General features: G+C 56.6%; 15 protein-coding genes and 1 pseudogene. 4 read left to right on the forward strand and 12 right to left on the reverse strand.

Features of this window, described 5'->3' with window-relative positions; genetic code table 11:
* Nucleotide 1: 1 nt before the first annotated feature.
* The 6 genes and pseudogenes from SynBIOSE41_RS08850 to uvrC form a co-directional block, all read right to left on the reverse strand.
* A complete protein-coding gene (locus tag SynBIOSE41_RS08850) occupies nucleotides 2–565 on the reverse strand; it encodes a hypothetical protein (RefSeq protein WP_186540608.1) in 564 nt (187 codons plus the stop codon).
* 27 nt (nucleotides 566–592) lie between these two features.
* A complete protein-coding gene (locus tag SynBIOSE41_RS08855; protein ID WP_186541023.1) occupies nucleotides 593–1249 on the reverse strand; it encodes a PHP domain-containing protein in 657 nt (218 codons plus the stop codon).
* A gap of 115 nt (nucleotides 1250–1364) precedes the next feature.
* Nucleotides 1365–1928: pseudogene (hemJ, locus tag SynBIOSE41_RS08860) on the reverse strand (protoporphyrinogen oxidase HemJ); the annotation flags it as partial.
* Between the two features lie 35 nt (nucleotides 1929–1963).
* The gene (locus tag SynBIOSE41_RS08865) at nucleotides 1964–3478 is read right to left on the reverse strand and encodes a cryptochrome/photolyase family protein (protein ID WP_370594218.1); all 1515 of its coding nucleotides are present in this window, start codon (nucleotides 3476–3478) and stop codon (nucleotides 1964–1966) included.
* Nucleotides 3454–3720, reverse strand: a complete 267-nt coding sequence (locus SynBIOSE41_RS08870) for a hypothetical protein (RefSeq protein ID WP_370594227.1) — start codon at nucleotides 3718–3720, stop codon at nucleotides 3454–3456. Before SynBIOSE41_RS08870 ends, SynBIOSE41_RS08865 begins: the two co-directional genes overlap by 25 nt.
* A 29-nt stretch (nucleotides 3721–3749) precedes the next feature.
* On the reverse strand, nucleotides 3750–5708 hold the full coding sequence (uvrC, locus tag SynBIOSE41_RS08875; RefSeq protein WP_186540611.1) for an excinuclease ABC subunit UvrC: 1959 nt from the start codon (nucleotides 5706–5708) through the stop codon (nucleotides 3750–3752).
* Between the two features lie 62 nt (nucleotides 5709–5770).
* Between uvrC and coaD the strand changes: the two genes are divergently transcribed.
* Both coaD and SynBIOSE41_RS08885 read left to right on the forward strand, forming a co-directional pair.
* Nucleotides 5771–6268: a pantetheine-phosphate adenylyltransferase gene (gene coaD / locus SynBIOSE41_RS08880; RefSeq protein WP_186537539.1), complete on the forward strand. Its 498-nt coding sequence runs from the start codon at nucleotides 5771–5773 to the stop codon at nucleotides 6266–6268.
* Nucleotides 6265–7194, forward strand: coding sequence for a hypothetical protein (locus SynBIOSE41_RS08885; RefSeq protein ID WP_186537540.1), 930 nt, complete (start codon nucleotides 6265–6267; stop codon nucleotides 7192–7194). Before coaD ends, SynBIOSE41_RS08885 begins: the two co-directional genes overlap by 4 nt.
* Here the strand turns inward: SynBIOSE41_RS08885 and dacB are convergent.
* The 6 genes from dacB to SynBIOSE41_RS08920 form a co-directional block, all read right to left on the reverse strand.
* Nucleotides 7139–8437 carry a D-alanyl-D-alanine carboxypeptidase/D-alanyl-D-alanine-endopeptidase gene (dacB, locus tag SynBIOSE41_RS08890; protein WP_186537541.1) on the reverse strand — a complete coding sequence of 433 codons (1299 nt, stop codon included), beginning with the start codon at nucleotides 8435–8437 and terminating at the stop codon, nucleotides 7139–7141. The two genes, SynBIOSE41_RS08885 and dacB, sit on opposite strands and share 56 nt — an antisense overlap.
* A complete protein-coding gene (locus tag SynBIOSE41_RS08895) occupies nucleotides 8434–8949 on the reverse strand; it encodes a DUF4330 domain-containing protein (RefSeq protein WP_186537542.1) in 516 nt (171 codons plus the stop codon). Before SynBIOSE41_RS08895 ends, dacB begins: the two co-directional genes overlap by 4 nt.
* A 46-nt stretch (nucleotides 8950–8995) precedes the next feature.
* Nucleotides 8996–9691, reverse strand: a complete 696-nt coding sequence (locus tag SynBIOSE41_RS08900; protein ID WP_186537543.1) for a DUF1995 family protein — start codon at nucleotides 9689–9691, stop codon at nucleotides 8996–8998.
* Nucleotides 9692–9737: 46 nt separating this feature from the next.
* Entirely contained in the window at nucleotides 9738–10898 is a 1161-nt protein-coding gene (locus SynBIOSE41_RS08905) for a cysteine desulfurase family protein (protein WP_186537544.1), read from the reverse strand.
* 7 nt (nucleotides 10899–10905) lie between these two features.
* Nucleotides 10906–12006 carry a diaminopimelate epimerase gene (dapF, locus tag SynBIOSE41_RS08910; RefSeq protein WP_186537545.1) on the reverse strand — a complete coding sequence of 367 codons (1101 nt, stop codon included), beginning with the start codon at nucleotides 12004–12006 and terminating at the stop codon, nucleotides 10906–10908.
* A gap of 926 nt (nucleotides 12007–12932) precedes the next feature.
* On the reverse strand, nucleotides 12933–13100 hold the full coding sequence (locus SynBIOSE41_RS08920; protein WP_186537546.1) for a hypothetical protein: 168 nt from the start codon (nucleotides 13098–13100) through the stop codon (nucleotides 12933–12935).
* Between the two features lie 240 nt (nucleotides 13101–13340).
* On the opposite strand from SynBIOSE41_RS08920, the gene SynBIOSE41_RS08925 reads away from it, so the two are divergent.
* Both SynBIOSE41_RS08925 and leuS read left to right on the forward strand, forming a co-directional pair.
* Nucleotides 13341–13562 carry a hypothetical protein gene (locus tag SynBIOSE41_RS08925; RefSeq protein WP_066907536.1) on the forward strand — a complete coding sequence of 74 codons (222 nt, stop codon included), beginning with the start codon at nucleotides 13341–13343 and terminating at the stop codon, nucleotides 13560–13562.
* 70 nt (nucleotides 13563–13632) lie between these two features.
* Nucleotides 13633–16269 (forward strand): leucine--tRNA ligase, encoded by a 2637-nt coding sequence (gene leuS / locus SynBIOSE41_RS08930; protein WP_370594117.1) that lies wholly within the window; start codon nucleotides 13633–13635, stop codon nucleotides 16267–16269.
* Nucleotides 16270–16272 lie beyond the last annotated feature (3 nt).

Here is a 16272-nt window from a genome sequence, read left to right on the forward strand (position 1 = left end):
TTCATTTGTTGAGATCGCGCACCATTGACAGAAATGGATCGATTGAACCGGGTTTGTTGCTCTTCTGAGCACCTGAAGAGGAAGAGGAAGGCTTCGGTTCTTCCTTGGGTTTGAGCTCCTGTTTGCGGGCGAGGGGAGCAGCATCTGGAGCAGCGAGAGCGTTCACCCCTGCCTGCTTCAAGGCGTTCCCCTTGAGCCGATCGTCGAGTTCCGATTGCGACATCGTTTCGGCAAAGGTTTTCTTCACCGCCTTGGGGACACCCGTATTGACGCTGACCGTTTCCTTTTTGACGACCTGATCACCAAGACCCTCACTGCGCCGATCGACTTTCAGATCCGTGGCGTCCACCTCAGTGACCATCTCTTTCATGCCAGGACTGTCAAGGGTTCCTGGAAACGTGTGGCGGATGGTCTTGGACTCGCGCATGTAGTCGCGATCGCCAAACGATGAGGCGCTGTCGCTGTCAAGGAAAAAAGCCTCCTGTTTCGGCTTCTTGGCCTTGGGACCCTTTGGAGGCTCGTTTTGATCCGAGCCGGAATTAAGCAGACGATCGAAAAGGCCCATACCCGCAGACAGCGAAGTTTGTCGAACTTAGCGACCTTCTAGGTCCAAGCCGTGACTGTCTGTTCCACACGTACGCAAAAGGCCAAGGTTCTTCAAGCGGCGATCAATGGCTTCGCAGACCACGGGAGACCAGCTCCAACGCGGTTGCATGTCGTAGTCGTACCAGGCTTCACCTCCATCAAATCCAAGTTCTGCAGCGGCATCAATCAAATCAGCGAAGCCGACTCTGTAACGGCCTGGATGAGCAAGAATCGCCAGCCCTCCTGCCTCATGAATCGCCTCACAGACGCTCTCAGCTCTGAGAGCTTCACCCACTGCGGCATCACCGTGGTTGTAAACAGCGAGTGCCCTGTGGGCGGGTTCGAAACCGAGGGCAAGCACGTGGACAAGGCAACCACGCAGGATTGCACTGATTTCCATGCCACTCCAGAGAGTGGGGACCGTCTCTCCGAGATCACGCTGCTGCTTGAGCCAGTCCTGCATCGGTTGGAAGGACGCACTGGAATGGTGATCCGTAACAGACAGTTGGGTCAGTCCCTTGGCGGACGCCTGCCGGATCAGAGCAAGAGGTTCGAGACTCCCGTCACTGCAGAGGGTATGGCAGTGAAAATTGAACTGACCTGGACAGCTGTCGGGTCCAACTGTCTCCAGCACGGCCCTCAGAGGATGGTGATCAGCCGGCATGGGATGCCTTTGTGGAGGCTGCTTCGTTTCCAGCAGCACTGCCAGCGGCATTGATCGCTGCAGCTTCATGCGCTGCAGCTTCATGCGCAGCAGCCTCATGGGCAGCAGCATCGCTAGCAGCGGCCTCTGCACGAAGCCGGCGCCAGCGGGCATAAAACTGAATCGAGCCCGCCATGAACACCACCAGCGCAACGATGAACCAGGTGGCTGCACTGGTGGGGAACTGGGTCTTGAACACCACCAGCATCACCACGATCACCAGCAGCAGCGTCGGCAGCTCATTCAGAGCCCTCAACTGTTTGCCATTCCAGGTGAAGGTTCCGGCCTGCAACTGAGCCATCACTCGGTAGCAAAAGGCGTGATAAGCCAGCAGAGCAGCCACAAAGGCCAGCTTGGCGTGCATCCAGCCCTGCTGAAGCCAAGCAGGCTGGGCAATCAACAAACAGATCGCCATCGAGACCGCGACCACCATCCCCGGTGTCGTGATGATGTTGGCGAGGCGCTTCTCCATCAAGCTGTATTGCTGCTGGAACGGCACGCGCAGTTCGGGCTCCAGCTCTTCAGCTTCCACGTGATAGATGAACAACCTCACCAAATAGAAGAGGCCTGCAAACCAAACAACCACACCAACGATGTGCAGTGTTTTGAACCAGAGATAGGCCTCAGGAGGAAGCGACATCACAAGGAACGGTATGAATTGACCATAGGCAGGGTTCAGGTCATCGAGTCAAGGAATGCCTCAGCCCGGCGTTGATGAGACACCAAAACCTCCGGATCCATACGGTCCAGGTTGCGAGCCATCATCGCCAGCCGGAACTGACCACGGAAGAAGTCCTCGTGTGTCTTGATGAAACTCCAGAAAAGTCCATCCCAGATCTCGCACCACTCTCCTTTGCGGTAATCCGACATCTTGCGCACGTAATTCGAGCCGGAGAGATAGGGCTTGGTCGAGAACAGCCCTCCGTCAGCAAACTGACTCATGCCATACACATTCGGGACCATCACCCAGTCATAGGCGTCCACAAACAGCTCCATGAACCATCGGTAAACACGATTGGGATGAAAACCGCAAAGCAGCATCACATTACCCAGAAGCATCAGTCGCTCGATGTGATGGCAATAACCGGTTTCCAGAGCATGCTGAATGGCGTCATCGATAGGAGGCAGACCGGTCGTGCCCAGATAGAAGGCTTCTGGGATGGGCCTGTCAACGAACGCCCAGAAGTTGCCGGTGCGCATCTCAACCCCGTGGCGCTTGTACATCGCCGCCATGAACTCACGCCAGCCGATGATCTGGCGGATGAAACCTTCTAGGGAATTCAGCGGCACATCACCCTCGGCGGCCCTTTCAAGGGTGCGATCAAGAACCTGCTGCGGTGTCAGCAAACCGATGTTGAGCATTGGAGTTAGCACGCTGTGCCACATCACCCGATGCTGAGTGCTGATGGCATCCTCATAGGCGCCGAAATCTCGTAATCGCTGGCTGAGAAAGTCCTGCAGCCAGGCATCCGCGGACTGATGGTCCAGCGGATAAGCGAACAAATCCCACTGGCCGATCAGCGGCAGATTTTCCTGTTCCAGCTGCTGACGCGACCGATCCACGACAGCAGCGGAGCTGGCTTTCGGTTCATGAGGAACAGCGATTCCTTTCGGCAGCTTTTTGCGGTTGTCGGCATCAAAACTCCAACGACCACCGACGGGACCGCCGTCGATCTCGAGAAGAACATTCAGACGTTTGCGCTGCATCTCATAGAACTTGGCCATGAGCGGCTTGCGTCCGGCGGCGAAGTGCTCGTTGATCACCGCATCCGGCGTCAGCAACATCGGAGTTGAGCTGATCTCGATGTTGCAGCCGTTCAGCTCTGCAAATCGACGCAGTCGTTTGCTCAGCACATCGTCAACAGGATCCGCCAGATGGAAGTGCCTGTAACCGATGGCGAACAGAGCCTGGAGATGTCCATGCGTGTCTGGCGCCTGGTGATGGCGTCGTTCCAGAACTGTGAAGCCGCGTCCCCGCAGTCCTTCCGCGTAGACGGATAGGGAACATCGGTGCAGCAGCAGCCGCTGACGATGCACCTGCATCGGCCAGCGCGGATCCGTGCCGAAGAAGAGCGGATCCTCAATCAGAGCCACCGGCCTGCCTGGCTGCAGGCTGGGATGGTCGGCAAACAGTTGATGCGGATAAATGACGGTGAGATCCAACCTCAACCCTCCCCGGCCAGACGACATGCACGTCGTCCGATGGATGTGGCATAGGCCCTGTCCACCGGACCTGATATGGGACTGAGCTGGCCTGCCCTGCAGTTCATCACGACCTTTTCTCTGTGACCCAGCTGGTCATTGAGTTTGAGCACGAGCTGCCAGTGATTCTTGGCACTGCGTGTGATGTCATCCGCGCAGACCGGCCCCGTACAGAGTCCCGGTGAGGCAATGACCGCAAGAGGACAGATCAGACCGATCATAAGAAACATCCCCAGCGCGGCCAGTGTGAAAGCACGGATCATGGCGTCGAGGATCCCGGGTCTTGAATCTGCCCATCCTGCTCTGCATCCTGATCAGGGTGGAAAAAGCGATGGATATCTCGGGCCAGTGCCAGACCGACACCTGGCGCCTGAGCGAGGGTCTGCACCGATGCCAGCTGGATGGCGTCAATGGAATGGAAATGGGCCAGCAGATCCTTCACCCGTTTTGGACCCACGCCGGGGATATCAGACAGACGGGAGCGTTTCATCCGCTCACCCCGTTGCTGGCGATGAAAGCTCACGGCGAAGCGGTGAGCTTCATCGCGAAGGCGACGCAACAGAGCTACTCCGAGCTGATCCGGTTCACTCTCGAGCGGATGACTTTCACCCGGCAGAAAGATTTCTTCTCTCTGTTTGGCCAGTGAGCAGACGTTGAGATCCTCTTGGAGGTCCAGCTCTCTGAGAGCTTCCATCACTGCAGAAAGCTGACCTTTGCCACCATCAATCATCACCACATCTGGCCAGTCGTTGAGACCATCGGTTTGCAGTGCACTCCCCCCCCTGTGACGTAGAGCTCCAACATCAACGCCTTCAGCCTTGGCACGAGCCCAGCGGCGGAAGCGGCGCCGCATGATTTCAGCCATGGCCATGAAGTCATCGCTGTGCCCGGACCTGATGCTGCTGCTGCGAATCTTGTACTTGCGATAGTGCTGCTTGGCGGGTAAGCCATCAATGAAGACCACCTGGGATGCAACCGCATCACTGCCCTGAATGTGACTGATGTCATAACCCTCGATCCGTCGAGGCGGCGAGGGCAGCTCCAGAAGCTGAGCCAGATCCTCGGTGGCGAGAGCCTGCTGCTCCTGACCCTGTTTCGCCCGTTGGAGCTCATAGTCGGCATTGCGCTGAACCAGTTCGATCAAATCTGCTTTCTGACGCTGCTTCGGGCAGTGAATCTGAACCTTGCGTTCGCGCTGTTCCGTCAGCCACTCCTCAAGCAGAGGCTGTTGGAGAAGTGGATGCTGAACCAGCAACTCAGGTGGAATCTCAACTGCATCCACCTGGCTGTAATGCTCCTCAATCACCCGCTGAAGGATCTGACCGGGATTCTGATTGGAGGCGTCAGCCATATATCCAAGTCGACCGACGAGCTTGCCAGCCCGCATTTGAAACAGCTGAACAGCGGCCAGCCGTTCATCGGCAGCCATGGCAATCACATCACGGCTGACGGAGGCATCGGGCAAGCTCATCTTCTGATCTGCAGTGAGCTGATCGAGTCCTTTGAGCTGATCACGCACTTTCGCAGCTGCTTCGAAGTCAAGACGTTCGGCGTAACGTTCCATCTGTTGATGGAGGAGTTTCTGAAGCTCATCACTTCGCCCCTGAAACACCATCGCCACTTTGCGCAGCGTGCGGTGGTAATCCTCTGAACTGATCTGCTCCTGGCAGACCCCAGGACAACGTCCGATGTTGTAGTTCAGACAGGTGCGGTCCTGATGCAGTGGCCTGGAACGTTGCCTGAGTGGGAACATCCGCTTCACAAGGAACAGCGTCCTTCTCAACAGACCCACATCGACATATGGACCGTAGAAGCGATCCAAAGGACTGCGAAAGCGGCGACGCCTGGTGATGAAAATTCTCGGGTAGGCCTCACTCCATGTGATGCAGAGGTAGGGATATTTCTTGTCATCCTTGAGCAGCACATTGAAGTGCGGCTGCTGGTTCTTGATCAGATTGGATTCGAGCGCGAGGGCCTCCGCCTCGCTGTCGGTCACGATGAACTCAATCTCACAGATCTGACGCACCATCAAGCGGATGCGCGGGCTCAGATCGTGACGGCTGCGGAAATAGCTGCGTACCCGACTGCGCAGACTCTTGGACTTGCCCACATAAAGCAGACGATCCTCCGCGTCTCGCATCAGGTAACAACCGGGTTCGGTCGGGATTTCCTTCAGCCGACGTTCCAGGCGATCCGGTTGCTCGAGCAAGGTGGGCATGCCGAGAATCTAGGGATGCAGTTGTGCATAGGATCCGGCCAGCACCCGCGGAGGTTGTCGCGATGAAGGCGCTTTATCCAGGCAGCTTCGACCCTCTGACCCTCGGGCATCTTGACCTGATCGAACGCGGATCATCGTTGGTGGAGGAACTGATTGTTGCGGTGCTTCAAAACCCAGGAAAGTCTCCCGCCTTCTCGCTGGATGAGCGACTTCATCAGATCCGTCTTTCGACAGGTCATCTCAGCAATGTGAGTGTGATCAGTTTTGATGGTCTCACCGTTGAATGCGCCAGATCCAACAACACACGACTGATCCTGCGTGGTCTGCGTGCGATGAGCGACTTCGAATACGAGCTGCAAATCGCCCACACAAATCGGTCACTGGATCCGGATTTTGAGACGGTTTTCCTCAGCACGTCTGCTCACTACAGCTTTCTCAGCAGTTCGGTGGTGAAGGAAGTCGCCCGTTTTGGCGGATCTGTTGACCATATGGTCCCTCCGGTGGTGGCGGAGGACCTCATGAGGTTCTTTAATTCGGCTTTCCACCAACCTCAGCGATGAGCGAGATCCGGTTCTCCGTACTCGACCAGCTCGACCAGCTCGAGGAGATCGTGCTGGAGGGAAGTCGCATTCCCTTCAGTGGCGGAAGGCTCGTCAATGAGCAGGATGCTGTTGAGCTGCTAGACGCAGTCCGCGAAGCCATGCCCGCCCAGGTCGAGCAGGCCGATCAGCTGCTCCAGAAACGTGATGAGTTCATCTCCACAGCGCGCACTCAGGCCGACGACATCGTCAGCAAAGCCCAGCAACAGCGCGAACAGCTTCTTGCCCAGGCATCCATCCGTCAGGAAGCGGAGCGTCAGGTCAGCGAGATGCGTGAACAGGTTCGTCAGCAGTGCGAGCAGATGCTTCAGGGTGTTCGCCAGCAGTCCGCCCAGATGGAGCAGGACATGCAGTCAAAGCACGCGCAGCTCGAGCAGCAGTTTGCCTCCCGTCGCCAGCAGCTTGAGCAGGAGTCGCTGCAACGTCGCCAACAGCTCGATCAGGAGGCCAACGAACTCAAGCGGCAGCTCTCCGAACAGCATGAGCGCAACCGGCAGCAGTCACTCCAGGAACTCGAGCAGATTCGGGTTGAAGGACTGCGACTGCAGAAGGAAGCTCAGACTGAAGCAGAGCGACTGCATCAGGATGCGTTGCAGTTCAGGCAGCAGACTCAGCAGCAGTGTGAATCGTTGATTCAGCGCAGCCGTCAGGAAGCAGCGAATGTTCAGGACGGGGCAAACCGATATGCCGAACAAACGCTCGGTGAACTCGAACAGAGACTCAAGGAGATGGCGCAGGTTGTCCTGGCCGGACGTCAGGAACTGGTGAAGATCCAGACAGGACGGCAGGAATCACCCGAGGTTGAGGCGAAGGATGGCAAGACCGTCCCGATTAGCCGAGCACGTCGGGCTGCCTCGCGGGTGCGACAGATGAGGGGCATGGGCTGAATCTCTGAACAGATCTCAGGATTTGCCCCATCACCGTGTTGGGGCGTCCAGATCCATTGGAAATCATGCTCACGTACCTGGGACCATCAACGGTCTGCAGATAACCGGAAATGCTGCGCACACCGCTGATGGTTCCTGTCTTGCCTCGAAAACGTCCGTCAAGAGTTGTTCCGCGATAAAGATTGCGCAGAGTGCCTCTGCGGCCTGCAATGGCCATGGAGGACTGGTAGTACGCCGAGAATGGATGCTGATCCATGCGCATCAGCAGAGCGGCGATTGTGTTGCTCGTGACGCGATTGTTTCGCGAGAGTCCACTGCCATCAGCCACGCGCAACCCCTGAATTGGCAGACCCTGCTCATACATCCAGCGCTCTGTTGCACGGGAGGCCGCCCTGACGTCCCAGAGGCCTGAAGCCTGTCGCATCAGAACCTCTGCGGTGAAATTGTGGCTCTCCGTGTTGGCAAGGCTGAGCAACGCGTGCATGGGAGCGGAGTTCTCCTCGTGCAACACCACCGTGTCCTGCTGCACAGCTGAAATGTTTTCAGCAAGCGGTTGGCCCCTCTGGATCTGCACCGTTCCACCGCGACGAATCGCTTCCTGTTGAAACAGTCTTTGCAGTCGCGAGTACGGATCACTCACAGCACCGCCAACGGCATTGCTGGTGAGCGCCAAACGCGTGATCGGCGCCCCATAGGCATAACCACGATCAGCAGGGTGCCAATCGCTGGGCCACCAGTTGCTGCGAGGTTCTTCCCGCACCATCAGCTTCACATCCGAGACGGCATTGCCTCTGGCACCGCCTTGACGAAGCGCGGCAAGAACGAATCGCTGAAGACCTGCAATCCCGAGATCAGGATCTCCCTGACCGTTCAATTCCAATGAGCCATCTGGCCTCTGGATCAGACGGGTTTTCAAACGAAAATCCGGGCCGAGGCGATCGAGGGCGTAGGCGGTGCTAATCAGCTTTTGATTGGATGCAGGAATCCTTGGGACGGCACCGTTCACGTTGCCCAGAACATCTCCATCACTGTTGAGAACGGTGACAGACCACACTCTCGCTTCGCTGCCGACATTGATTCTGAGTGCCTTTTCAAGTTCCGGACACGAACGAGACGGCTGCAGCTGCGGCAGTGGCTGCTCGGTCGGCGGCGGCGGGATGATCAGTGGAACAGCCTGATTGGCGGCCACCGGCATGGCCAGGGGTGTCAGGAGAAGTCCAGAGGTCAGGAGCATTGTTCTCATTGCACGGAAACTCCACTGACAATTCCGTTCACCCGATAGAAACGGCCTTCAAGTTCTACAGGAATTCCAACTTTTAGCTTGGTGCCTGCCATCACAACACCAGACGAGGTGACTGTGGCGTCACCCTGAAGAACAAAGCGGGCATCGAGCATGCCCTGGATCGTCCTGTTCGGGTCATCGGCCATCACAACGCTGCCATCAGGAAGAACGGAAGCGAGCTGGCGCCTGATGTCGTCGACCCTGATCAGTTGCACACTCCCAGCGGGCTGGTTGCGGATCACGAGGGAGGTTCGACCGGATTTGAGAGCTTCCGCGATCAGTTGATCCGGGTCGGCAGCACTGGTGTTGCGAACATCCACAGTGACTTCCACTGGTTTGACCGCCCCGGTAGCCCTGGCGACCGTGTTGCTGAGCTTCGGACTCCACAACACACCCCCTATAGCCACCAAGGCAACAACCGCGGCGGCGACGTCAATGACGGACATTGATCGAACACGATCAGAGATGGCCATGGGAGTGAGCTCGGGATGGCAACACTAAAAGTGATGGGCCTGGGTATCAACCACGCAGATCATCAATGAACCGATCCATCGCCCCAAGGGTCTGCCTTAAACCATCCCCCGCACTGGCAAGAGCTTCGTCAATCTGTTCCTGATCAGGACGGGCAGCGAATTGCTTGACCCATCGATATCCATCCGGATCCATGCGGAACAGTTCCCATTGCTGCTGACGTTCCTGCATCAGAGCACCTTGAAGAAAGGGTTCCAAATGAAAGGCCGATTGCCAGACGGACATGAATCCCTTGCGTCGCTGACGAGCCACACTGCCGATACCGACAGCAGCGTCTTCCAGACGGCTGTTCAGCAGTACAACCGGTTCAAACCACTGACTACAGATCGCCTCAACTGTCTCGTAATCGCTGGGTTGAGCACCGACGATCAGCAAAAGATCACCACGTCCGGCCCAGGCAGGGTCACGTTGCAGCTGATTCAGATCAACGCAGCACTCGGCCAGTTCAGGTCCATCACGCTTGGCCAGGGCTGCCGCACCTGCATCGGGCCAGGCCAGCAGCAGACCGATGCCGCTGTCCTTCAGTGCCTGAGACAGACGGATTGAGGGTCCGAGCAGCCGAAGACCCTCGAACTTCCAGGTGATTTGCCAGCGCCCACGACGCTTGGAGCTAAGAACCTCACTCAGAGCAACAAATGTGCGCTGTTCAGTTTCAGAGAGATCAGCGGGAAGAACGGCGCTCACCAGGCTCTGTTAGGTCGCTGGGGCGGAGCGTACAGCCGCTGCGTTATCAACTGCAGAGTGCTTGCTCGAGTCCTTGATGAAAGCGCTGAACGATCCCATCAAGGTCCTTGCGTTCAATCCAGGGCCCGAGGCTGATTCTGATGCTGGATCGACGCATCGTGTTGGGAAGCCCCATGGCAGCCAAAACAGGGCTGTCGCTGTCCTTGCCGGATGAACAAGCACTGCCGCTGCTGACAGCCAGTCCGCATGCATCCAGACTGCGAACGAGTCGACGACCTGAAACGGGTTGGCCGTTGTGATCGTTCACCAGCAGTGAAAGATGGTGAGGAAGCCGATCCTCTGGATCGCCGCAGACGATCAGACGTTGATCCCTGAGGAGGCTGTCGCGTAAAGCATCACGGAGATCAGCGATGCCGTGTCCTGATCGAGCGAGATCAGCTGGAGGACAGCACTCGATCTGATCCAGCGCAGCGGCCATGCCGATTGCCAGAACAACGGATTCAGTGCCACTTCTCAGGCCTCCCTCCTGACCGCCACCTGCGAGGAGCGGTTTCAGCCCGGAGCGAAGCGACTCGCGTGTCATCAGCAGGCCGATCCCTCTGGGTCCCCCGCATTTGTGAGCCGAGGAGCTGAGCAGATCGACAGGTAAATGCTTCCAGCTGGGAAGTGCCTGGCTCAGAACCTGGGTGGCATCGGTATGGATGACGATCCCCCTCGTTCTGCAAGCTTCTGCAACGGCGAGCAAGGGTTGAATCGTGCCGACTTCACCCTGACCCCATACCAACGAAACAATCTGAGTTGGTGGAGCCAGCAGTTGTTCGAGAAGTTCCAGCCTGATCCTGCCCAGCTGATCAACAGGCCATTCGGTCACCTCCCAGCCGCTCATGGCCAGCAGACGCGCAGCCCCGGAGACGGCAGGGTGTTCGACCGAAGAGATCACAAGCCGGCCTGGCGAACGGGAGGCGGCGAGCCCATGAAGCGCGAGATGGATGGATTCGGTGGCACCGGATGTGAACACCACATCTCGGTGATCCGCACAGAGATTTGAGGCAATCTCAGAGCGGGCCCTCTCCAGAGCCTCAGAGGCTTTCAGCCCGAATCCATGAAGACTGGAAGGATTGGCCCAGGCCTGATCCTGGGTCTCGATCATGCGTTGAAGTACTCCCGGCCTGAGGGGCGCGGTGGCGCAGGCATCGAGATAGATCACACGTCTTTCAGGGTTGGCTGTCGCGTTGAAGACGCGAAAGAGTTCGTTGTTCCAGGGATTCAGTGGCGATGTTGATCATCGAATCCAGAGAATTGGAGGCAAGGAATTCCTGAACTCTTGACTGGGCTTCCTCTTCGGAACACGCATCATCAGGTTGGCGCTTCTCGGACTCTCCGTTGGCTGTCTCGAGAGACGCCGCTGGTTCGACGATCGCGACCGATGCTGCATCTGTTGCTGGGATCTGAGAAGGGATGAGTTCAGGATTGAGAACGCCATCGAACACAGCAACAGCAGGACCAGTCATGAACACCGATGCGCCAGTCTTCTCCCAGCTGATCTGAAGAGGACCACCGGGCAGCTCAACAGTGGCCTCCCGATCGCTGAGTCCGAGCAGAACAGCCGCGACAAGCGTGGCGCAAGCGCCGGTCCCACAGGCAAGGGTGGGACCAGCACCTCGTTCCCAGACTCTGATTTCGAGCTGAGAACGTCCGTGCACCTTCAGAAAATGCACATTGGTCTTGGCCGGAAAAACCTCGTGGCATTCCAATGCCGCACCCCAGCTTTCAAACGGTATGGAGTCGAGATCGCCGACGGGCACGATTGCGTGGGGATTTCCCATGCCAACTGCCGCCAGGGCAAGAGTGTCTCCACCAAGGTTCAGTTCACCCACCGGAAGTCCGGATGCATCAGCGGTGAGAGTGGTGGGCACCGAGGCAGAATCAAGGAACGGAGCTCCCATATCCACGCGAATCTGACCATCGTTCTGAAGTTCCGGAATGATCAGACCAACAGGAGTTTCGATCGCCCATTGACGACCGGGACCATCCCCGTCGCTGTCAGCGAGGAAGCGCGCAAGACAGCGAATTCCGTTACCACACATCTCTGCTTCCGAGCCGTCGGCATTGAAGATGCGCATGCGCAGCTCGGCATCTCCCTCTGCAGGTAGAGCCAGAATCAATCCATCTGCTCCAATGCCGAAGCGTCGATCGCAAAGGCGTTGGACCCAGCCTGGATCGGGGCTGTGAATCTCAGCCGACAATTGCCCGGAACGGCCCTCCATCAAAATGAAGTCGTTGCCCAGCCCTTGATATTTGCTGAAAGTCAGCATTCAGAACAACCCTGTTATAGCAACACGTTACAGGATTTCGAACACTGATATTCGCGTGTCAAAGGCGCTGTGCTCCTGTGAGTTGCGTTCCGGAGCAATGGTGATGAAAAAACCAGAAGCATGTGCGCAAGAGAAAACTTAAACAGCCCAAAGCTCAACACAACACAAGCTCTCAATCGGCGCTGATCTTCACTTCACATCTCAACCTCTTGGATCGCGATTCAGCTTGCTGATGACTAAACAGCCCAGCCTCCAGGCATTGCCACCAGAGGCCATACCAAAAGAGGCAGAACGCTCAACAAAACATGTCTACAAAACCACTGTTCAACATGCGACATTGAATGGTACCCGTGGCACAAAATCCATCGACTGGAAAGCTGAGCGGTTTATATCAACTCTTTAATCTGAAAGTTTTCACAACAGTCCAACTCGCCATGATTTGCTCATCCTGCTCTTGATTGCCGGTCAAATAGTCGCCCTCGTAACCAAGATACATCGTCCGATCAGTATTCAATTTACAACCCCTGTTGAATAACGTGTAGGACATGCCGGATTTGATAACTTCCCTTCTCGACTCCTCCTTCCACTGATAGCAGAGTTCATCAGCCTTAGTGCTCTCCAGCATTGTCTTGGGCGACATGAAATATTGACAACCACCTGCGCAGACAATCAAGACCGCAAAACCCAGGAGCCTGGCCGGTGAAATCATTGCTATGCAGAAAAACAATAAAGCATCTTAACCCAAATTTTCATCATTGCCATGAACGACTCCGAGCAGGACCAATCCGGAAAAAATCACTCAAGCAGTCATCAACTTACAACTCCACGATGCCATCATTCATACTCCTTTAAATCCTTTCAATCAATCCTGGAGCATACAAACCACGGCACTCACTTAAAACGTCGTGACTCGCACATTATTCAGATCAAGGTGAAGTCCAGAACCCACTGTAAAACCAATCGTTGATAAATTTGTTGAGCTCCTCATCCGTTTGACAGCCGCTTTCCCTGACCAGCTCATCATCTGAATCCTGTTTGCGAATCTCATAAAAATCTTCAGGGGTGAAATCACCCTCATCCAATTGATCCAACATGGATGCCCACTGATTCGTGAGCGCGACGAGTAATTGTTCTCTTGTCTCAGGTTTTAAGTCCAAAAAAGTCCTTCATCAGTACTTCGAGGATGTTCTAAGAAGTGAGTTGTTGTTGCCAGACAAACTCCTCTTCGCTCTGCAGGATCAATCAATCCCTGAACCATGCATCCCACAGCCTGATTGACGTCGTCAAGCGTCTTTGCTGAAGTGCGGTAGATATGCCTTTTTCATTTCCACACCATGGATTCAACGGGCTTTGATCCCAGCTTGCCCGGTATCCGATTGATCCAGTCATGGATTCGCGAGCAGCGAGTGCTCGGAATCGAGCTGAATGATGGCCGCAGGTTGGATGGCCGAATCGCTTGGCAGGATCCTCAGTACTTCGCACTCCAACGGGACGACGGCAACGACCCCGTCTTGATCAATCGCCTGGCGGTGCTCACCATTCGTCCGCTTGTCTGAGCGACATCGGGGCTGCTGCCAGAGGAAGGCCTCAGGCTGTGTCACGATCTCACGCAGGTGTTCTCCTGATGTGACAGGCCCGCAGTCCTCATCCATGCCCGACTCCACCCCGGGTCTGTCCGATCGCTACGACCCCTCCCTCCTCGAAAAACAGTGGCAATGCAAGTGGGACCGAGAGGCTCTCTATCAAACCCAGGATCCCAGGCCTGAGCAGAAAGCGTTTTATGCGCTTTCAATGTTTCCGTACCCCTCAGGAAGCCTTCATATGGGGCATGTTCGGAACTATGTGATCACCGATGTGATTGCAAGAGCCCAGCGCATGCGTGGTGATGCTGTGCTGCATCCGATGGGTTGGGATGCCTTCGGGCTTCCTGCTGAAAACGCAGCGATCGAACGCAACGTGGACCCCGGCGTCTGGACAGACAGAAATATCGATCAGATGCGAAATCAACTCGGTCGCCTGGGGCTATCGATCGACTGGTCTCGAGAGCAGGCCACATGCCATGAGGACTATTACCGCTGGACGCAGTGGCTCTTTCTTGAGTTGCACTCAGCAGGTCTGGCCTACCAGAAGGAAGCAACCGTCAACTGGGACCCTGTCGACCAGACGGTGCTGGCCAACGAGCAGGTTGATTCCGAGGGTCGTTCCTGGCGATCCGGCGCGCTGGTCGAGCAGAAAAACCTGAAACAGTGGTTTCTGAAAATCACCCAGTACGCGGATGCACTGCTCGAGGACCTGAATCAGCTGCAGGGTTGGCCTGAACGGGTGCGCACCATGCAGGCCAACTGGATCGGACGCTCCATCGGGGCAGAAATCGACTTTCAGGTGGTGGGTCACCACGACGCCACGATCACCGTGTTCACAACCAGAGCAGACACCCTATTTGGTGTCAGCTATGTCGTTCTGGCGCCTGAACATCCGTTAGTCGATGCTCTCACCACTGCGGATCAAAAAGAATCCGTCGAAGCATTCCGAGATTTGGTCAGCGATCTTTCGAATGATGAGCGCACGGCGGATGATCGTCCCAAACGTGGTGTCGCCACCGGTGCCGAAGCGGTGAACCCGGCCAACGGTCAGAGGATTCCGATCTGGGTTGCTGACTACGTCCTGGCGGGCTATGGAACCGGAGCAGTGATGGGAGTTCCCGCCCATGACGAGCGCGATTTCCTATTCGCACGAAAATATGAGTTACCCGTGCAGCGCGTGATCCTGGTGGATGGCGCTGATGAGCACCTCAACGATGGTGAGGCCTGGACAGGACCTGGAACCCTGGTCAACAGCGGAGACTTCGATGGTCAAAGCAATGACCAGGCCAAGCAGGCCATCACCGAACACGGCACAACCCAAGGATGGGCGCGAGCCAAGCGTCAATACAGGCTTCGAGACTGGCTGATCTCGCGACAGCGCTACTGGGGTTGTCCGATTCCAATCATTCATTGTCCGGACTGCGGCGCACAGCCTGTTCCAGCAGATCAGCTACCGGTGGCCCTGCCCAAAAACGTCAATCTGGCGGGCAAGGGTGGATCACCTCTTGCCGCATTGGATGACTGGGTGAATGTCCCCTGTCCAATCTGTGGAACACCGGCACGACGCGAGACGGACACCATGGACACCTTCATGTGTTCCTCCTGGTATTTCCTGCGCTTCGCTGATCCTCACAACTCCGATCGGCCATTCGACAGCGCAGCCGTCAAGCGATGGCTGCCCGTTCAGCAGTACGTGGGAGGCATTGAGCACGCCATCCTGCATTTGCTTTACTCGCGATTTTTCACCAGGGCACTGAGGGATCGCGGTCTGATCTCGATCAATGAGCCGTTCGAGCGGTTGTTGACTCAAGGAATGGTGCAGGGGGTGACCTACCGCAATCCAAGGACGGGGAGATATGTCGCCCCCGCTCAGGTGGCCGATCAGGGTGCTCCGACCGACCCCGACGACGGCGGAGAGCTTGAGGTGCTGTTCGAAAAAATGTCCAAGTCGAAGCACAACGGAGTCGATCCAGCACTGGTCATTGACCGGTATGGAGCGGACACGGCTCGGATGTTCATCCTGTTCAAAGCTCCGCCCGAGAAAGATCTTGAGTGGGATGACGCCGATGTGGAAGGTCAGTTCCGCTTCCTTCAACGTCTCTGGCGGCTGGTGGACAGCGTCAGCAAAGTGACAGCTCCGGATCAACTGCTGCGCGAAGACGCATCAGGTATTCCCGCAGAGCTGTCCGAATCGGAAACAGCGATTCGACGTGCTGTTCATCTGGCCATTCAGGCGGTGGGTGAGGATCTCAGCGGCGAGTTCCAGTTCAACACCGCGATATCGGAGTTGATGAAACTGTCGAACAGTCTTTCTGGAGCGGTGCTTGAGGCATCACGACCGGTGCAGGTGGAGGCGATGGGGGCGCTGATCAGGTTGCTTGCACCGTTTGCTCCACACCTTGCGGAAGAATTCTGGTTCCGACTCGGTGGACAGGGCAGTGTTCATCTCCAGGCCTGGCCTTTGTATGACCCTGAAGCACTCGTGCAGGACACCGTTGATCTGGTGATTCAGATCAAGGGAAAGGTCAGAGGAACCATTCAGGTTCCTGCTGAATGCGACAAAGAGACACTGGAGGCCCTGGCGCTGGCCAGCGACGTGGCTGAGCGCTGGCTGGACGGCAAGCCCCCCGAGCGGGTGATTGTGGTGCCGGGGAAGCTGGTGAATCTGGTGCCTTCCTGACTG

It is taken from the genome of Synechococcus sp. BIOS-E4-1 (assembly GCF_014279995.1).
Classification (GTDB): Bacteria; Cyanobacteriota; Cyanobacteriia; order PCC-6307; family Cyanobiaceae; genus Synechococcus_C.

What these genes read in the sequence shown, in the direction of transcription:
- SynBIOSE41_RS08885 (WP_186537540.1), top strand. Translation starts at nt 6,265, where the DNA reads ATGAGCGAGATCCGGTTCTCCGTACTCGACCAGCTCGACCAGCTCGAG.
- SynBIOSE41_RS08895 (WP_186537542.1), bottom strand. Translation starts at nt 8,949, where the DNA reads ATGGCCATCTCTGATCGTGTTCGATCAATGTCCGTCATTGACGTCGCC.
- uvrC (WP_186540611.1), bottom strand. Translation starts at nt 5,708, where the DNA reads ATGCCCACCTTGCTCGAGCAACCGGATCGCCTGGAACGTCGGCTGAAG.
- SynBIOSE41_RS08865 (WP_370594218.1), bottom strand. Translation starts at nt 3,478, where the DNA reads ATGTCGTCTGGCCGGGGAGGGTTGAGGTTGGATCTCACCGTCATTTAT.
- SynBIOSE41_RS08855 (WP_186541023.1), bottom strand. Translation starts at nt 1,249, where the DNA reads ATGCCGGCTGATCACCATCCTCTGAGGGCCGTGCTGGAGACAGTTGGA.
- SynBIOSE41_RS08870 (WP_370594227.1), bottom strand. Translation starts at nt 3,720, where the DNA reads ATGTTTCTTATGATCGGTCTGATCTGTCCTCTTGCGGTCATTGCCTCA.
- dacB (WP_186537541.1), bottom strand. Translation starts at nt 8,437, where the DNA reads ATGAGAACAATGCTCCTGACCTCTGGACTTCTCCTGACACCCCTGGCC.
- dapF (WP_186537545.1), bottom strand. Translation starts at nt 12,006, where the DNA reads ATGCTGACTTTCAGCAAATATCAAGGGCTGGGCAACGACTTCATTTTG.
- coaD (WP_186537539.1), top strand. Translation starts at nt 5,771, where the DNA reads ATGAAGGCGCTTTATCCAGGCAGCTTCGACCCTCTGACCCTCGGGCAT.
- SynBIOSE41_RS08850 (WP_186540608.1), bottom strand. Translation starts at nt 565, where the DNA reads ATGGGCCTTTTCGATCGTCTGCTTAATTCCGGCTCGGATCAAAACGAG.
- SynBIOSE41_RS08920 (WP_186537546.1), bottom strand. Translation starts at nt 13,100, where the DNA reads ATGTTGGATCAATTGGATGAGGGTGATTTCACCCCTGAAGATTTTTAT.
- SynBIOSE41_RS08925 (WP_066907536.1), top strand. Translation starts at nt 13,341, where the DNA reads ATGGATTCAACGGGCTTTGATCCCAGCTTGCCCGGTATCCGATTGATC.